General features: G+C 65.7%; 4 protein-coding genes. All 4 read left to right on the top strand.

Annotated features, from left to right (window positions below; genetic code table 11):
* The first annotated feature begins 133 nt into the window (after positions 1-133).
* The 4 genes from AC3WTC_RS18940 (at position 134) to AC3WTC_RS18925 (ending at position 4,092) form a co-directional block, all read left to right on the top strand.
* Positions 134-865 carry a YebC/PmpR family DNA-binding transcriptional regulator gene (locus AC3WTC_RS18940; RefSeq protein WP_032975140.1) on the top strand — a complete coding sequence of 244 codons (732 nt, stop codon included), beginning with the start codon at positions 134-136 and terminating at the stop codon, positions 863-865.
* 129 nt (positions 866-994) lie between these two features.
* The gene (gene ruvC, locus AC3WTC_RS18935; protein WP_025874677.1) at positions 995-1,516 is read left to right on the top strand and encodes a crossover junction endodeoxyribonuclease RuvC; all 522 of its coding nucleotides are present in this window, start codon (positions 995-997) and stop codon (positions 1,514-1,516) included.
* A 13-nt stretch (positions 1,517-1,529) separates the two neighbouring features.
* On the top strand, positions 1,530-2,123 hold the full coding sequence (gene ruvA, locus AC3WTC_RS18930; RefSeq protein ID WP_025874676.1) for a Holliday junction branch migration protein RuvA: 594 nt from the start codon (positions 1,530-1,532) through the stop codon (positions 2,121-2,123).
* Between the two features lie 49 nt (positions 2,124-2,172).
* The gene (locus AC3WTC_RS18925) at positions 2,173-4,092 is read left to right on the top strand and encodes a potassium transporter Kup (RefSeq protein WP_033831825.1); all 1,920 of its coding nucleotides are present in this window, start codon (positions 2,173-2,175) and stop codon (positions 4,090-4,092) included.
* Positions 4,093-4,415: the final 323 nt, after the last annotated feature.

The following is a 4,415-nucleotide window of genomic DNA, read 5'->3' as shown; positions in this document are numbered from 1 at the left end:
AAAAAAAAAAAAAAAAAAAAAAAGGGGGAAGGAGAAGGAGAAAAAAGAGAGAGAAAAGAAGGAGGGGGAGGAGGAAGAGGAAGAGGGGGAGAAGAGAAAGGAAGGAGCCAGAAAAGAAAGTACGGAAAGACCCATGGGTAGAGGCCCCTCCATCGAGAACCGCAAGAACGCGTCTGACGCGAAGCGCGGCAAGATTTTCACCAAGATCATCCGTGAGATCGGCGTGGCCGCCCGCGGCGGTGGAGGCGACCCCAACAACAACCCGCGCCTGCGTGTAGCCGTGGACAAGGCGCTGACCGCGAACATGTCCAAGGACGTGATCGAGCGCGCCATCAAGAAGGCCACCGGTGAACTGGAAGGCGTCGAGTACGAAGAGATCCGCTACGAGGGCTACGCGCCCGGTGGCGTGGCCGTCATCGTCGATTGCCTGACCGACAACCGCGTGCGCACCGTGGCCGATGTCCGCCATGCGTTCAGCAAGTGCGGCGGCAACATGGGCACCGAAGGCTCGGTCAGTTTCATGTTCAAGCGCGTGGGCGTGCTGCACTACGGCGCCGGCGCCGATGAGGACGCCATCTCCGAAGCGGCCATCGAGGCCGGTGCCGATGACATCGTGGTCTACCCGGAGGACGGCGCGATCGACGTGCTCACCGCTGCGGACAGCTTCCACGCGGTCAAGGATGCGATGCAGGCGGCTGGCCGCACGCCGGACCATGCCGAGCTGACCTTCCGCGCCGACAACGACATCAAGGTCGAGGGCGACACCGTCCTGCAGGTCAAGAAGCTGCTGGACATGCTGGAAGACCTCGACGACGTGCAGGACGTGTACTCCAACGCCGATCTCGGCGCGGACGCCTACGCCTGAACGGACGCTGCGCCGGTCGCCTTTGGCGGCCGGTGAGCGGACAATGCGGACCATGATGACCCCAGACGTTTCCAGCCATCACCGCCGCATGCGTCCTTCCCGGATCAGCGGCCTGCGCGCGTGTGCCGCATGACCCGCATTCTCGGCATCGACCCGGGTTCACAACGGACCGGGGTCGGCATCATCGATGTCGATGCCAGCGGCCGGGTCAGCCACGTGCATCACCAGCCGCTGGTGCTGCTCGGTGCCGATGACTTCCCGCAGCGCATGAAGCTGCTGGTGCTGGGCCTGGCAGAGCTGTGCCTGGAGTTCCAGCCGCAGGAAGTGGCCATCGAAAAGGTGTTCATGGCGCGCAACCCCGATTCGGCGCTGAAGCTGGGCCAGGCCCGTGGCGCGGCGATTTCGGCGGTGGTGCTGCGCGACCTGCCGGTGCACGAGTACGCCGCCAGCGAGATCAAACTGGCGGTGGTCGGTCGTGGCGGCGCCGAAAAGCAACAGGTTCAACACATGGTCGGGCTCATGCTCAACCTGAAAACCAAGCTGCAGGCCGACGCGGCCGACGCGTTGGCCGTGGCCATCACCCATGCCCACGTAAGGGCAACGGCCAACCGCCTGGGGCTGACTGCCCGCCAGGCGTGGGGCCGCAAATGAGGAGCTGCACGCAATGATCGGTCGACTGCGCGGAATCGTCGCCTACAAGGCGCCGCCGTGGCTGGTGGTGGACGTCAACGGGGTGGGCTACGAGCTGGAGGCGCCGATGAGCACCTTCTACGACCTGCCCGAGCTGGGCCGTGAGGTCACGCTGTACACCCATTATTCGCAGAAGGAAGACAGCGTCTCGCTGTACGGCTTCCTGCGCGAAGGCGAGCGCCGCCTGTTCCGCGACGTGCAGAAGGTCAGCGGCATCGGCGCGAAGATCGCGCTGGCTGTGCTGTCCGGGGTCACCGTCGAAGAATTCGCCCGCATGGTCCAGGCCGGCGACATCACCGCGCTGACCCGCATCCCCGGCATCGGCAAGAAGACCGCCGAGCGCATGGTGCTGGAACTGCGTGACCGCGCGGCGCAGTTCGGTGCCGGTGGCGCACTGCCCACCGGCAGTGGCCCGGCCCCGGCCGATCCGCTGTCCGATGCCACCGTGGCGCTGCAGCAGCTGGGCTACAAGCCCACCGAGGCGGCGCGGATGGCGCGCGAGGCCTTCAACGAGGGCGACGAAGTGGCCACCGTCATCCGCAAGGCCCTGCAGTCGGCGCTGCGCTGAGCCGCTCCGTTTCCTTCCCCATTACACCCTGAGCTTCGCCAGGAGCCCCATGTCCAGCAGTCAAACCCCGCACACCGCCGCCCACGGTGGCCATGGTCACGCTCCCCCCGCCGGGGGCCTGGCGCTGATCATCGGTGCGATCGGCGTGGTCTTCGGCGATATCGGCACCAGCCCGCTGTACACCCTGAAGGAGGCGTTCTCGCCGCACTACGGGCTCAACAGCGACCACGACACCGTGCTGGGCGTGCTGTCGCTGGCGTTCTGGGCGCTGAACATCGTGGTCACCCTGAAGTACGTGACCATCATCATGCGCGCCGACAATGACGGCGAGGGCGGCATCATGGCGCTGATGGCGCTGACCCAGCGCACGCTGCGCAACGGGTCGCGCTCGGCCTACGTGGTCGGCATCCTCGGCATCTTCGGCGCCTCGCTGTTCTTCGGCGATGGGGTGATTACCCCGGCGATATCGGTGCTGGGTGCGGTTGAAGGCCTGGAGGTTGCCGCGCCGGGGCTGCACGCCTTCATCGTGCCGATCACCGTGGTGGTGCTGCTGGCCGTGTTCGCGGTGCAGCGCTTCGGTACCGCGAAGATCGGCAAGCTGTTCGGCCCGATCACCTCGATCTGGTTCATTTCGCTGGCCGCGATCGGCATCTACAACATCGTCGACGCGCCGGAAGTGCTGAAGGCGTTCAACCCGTGGTGGGCGATCCGCTTCTTCATGGAGCACGGCTGGCACAGCATCTTCATCCTCGGCGCGGTGGTGCTGGCGGTGACCGGTGGCGAGGCGCTGTACGCCGACATGGGCCACTTCGGTGCCAAGCCGATCCGCCACGCCTGGTACTTCTTCGTGCTGCCCTGCCTGGTGCTGAACTACCTGGGGCAGGGCGCGCTGGTGCTCAACCATCCCGAGGCGGTCAAGAACCCGTTCTTCGAAGCGGTGCCGTCGTGGGCGCTGTACCCGATGATCATCCTGGCCACGATGGCGGCGGTGATCGCCTCGCAGTCGGTGATCACCGGTGCGTTCTCGGTCTCGCGCCAGGCCATGCAGCTGGGCTACATCCCGCGCATGCGCATCAAGCACACCTCGCACGACACCATCGGCCAGATCTACATCCCCGGCATCAACTGGGGCATCGCGGTGATGGTGATCGGCCTGGTGCTGGCCTTCCGCAGCTCGTCCAACCTGGCCGTGGCCTACGGCATCTCGGTGTCGGCCACCATGCTGATCGATACCCTGCTGCTGGCCCTGGTTGCACGTTCGCTGTGGCCCAAGGCACGCAACTGGATCCTGCCCTTGTGCGTGGTGTTCTTCATCATCGATCTGGGCTTTGTCATCGCCAACGGCGCCAAGCTGCTGCAGGGCGCCTGGTTCCCGGTGGTGCTGGGCATCTTCCTGTTCACCATGATGCGCACCTGGCGCCGTGGCCGCGAGTTGCTGCGCGACGAGATCCGCAAGGACGGCATCCGCATCGACACCTTCCTGCCGGGCCTGATGCTGGCGCCGCCGGTACGCGTACCCGGCACCGCGGTGTTCCTCACCGCCGACCCGACCGTGGCCCCGCATGCGCTGATGCACAACCTCAAGCACAACAAGGTGCTGCACGAGCGCAACGTGTTCCTGCACGTGGTGACCCTGCCGGTGCCGTACGCGGCGGAAGGGCAGCGCCTGAAGATCGAATCGGTGGGCGATGAGTTCTATCGGGTCTACGTGCGTTTCGGCTTCATGGAGACCCCCGACGTACCGCTGGCGCTGATGCGCTCGTGCGACCACGGTGGCATCTACTTCGACCCGATGGACACCACCTTCTTCGCCAGCCGCGAGACCATCGTCGCCACCGCCAACCGTGGTATGCCGATCTGGCGCGACAAGCTGTTCGCGCTGATGCACAGGAACGCCGCCCCGGCGACGGGCTTCTTCCGGATTCCGGGTAACCGCCTGGTCGAGCTGGGCGCGCAGGTGGAGATCTGAGCGCGCGGGGTCGGATCCCTTTTCCACAGGAGAAGGGGCTCTGACCCCATGTCCGTGTCATCCAGCTCCATCCATGCATGGCGTGGATCTACCGTGTCGACCAAGGTCGACACCCACCTATAGCAGGGCATGCCGTGTCGACCAAGGTCGACACCTACCAAGAGCGGACCATGCCATTCCGGCAGATCGCGGCGATCTGTCGAAGGCGGGGTGGGTCCGGTTGCGGGGGCGTGAGCGCCATGGGCTCGAGGCATGCCTCGGGCGGGTTGGGCAGGACGCCCAACCCCGGTCTTGCCGTGTGCGCAGGACAGCGCACACGAGCA

The sequence above is a fragment of the Stenotrophomonas sp. FW305-C-20-S1 genome (assembly GCF_058783335.1).
Note: the sequence above shows the minus strand (reverse complement) of the source record. Positions and strands in the feature narration are given on the sequence as shown.

Excerpts from the sequence above, each read along its gene's own strand:
- AC3WTC_RS18940 (WP_032975140.1), top strand. The coding sequence starts at position 134 with ATGGGTAGAGGCCCCTCCATCGAGAACCGCAAGAACGCGTCTGACGCG.
- ruvC (WP_025874677.1), top strand. The coding sequence starts at position 995 with ATGACCCGCATTCTCGGCATCGACCCGGGTTCACAACGGACCGGGGTC.
- ruvA (WP_025874676.1), top strand. The coding sequence starts at position 1,530 with ATGATCGGTCGACTGCGCGGAATCGTCGCCTACAAGGCGCCGCCGTGG.
- AC3WTC_RS18925 (WP_033831825.1), top strand. The coding sequence starts at position 2,173 with ATGTCCAGCAGTCAAACCCCGCACACCGCCGCCCACGGTGGCCATGGT.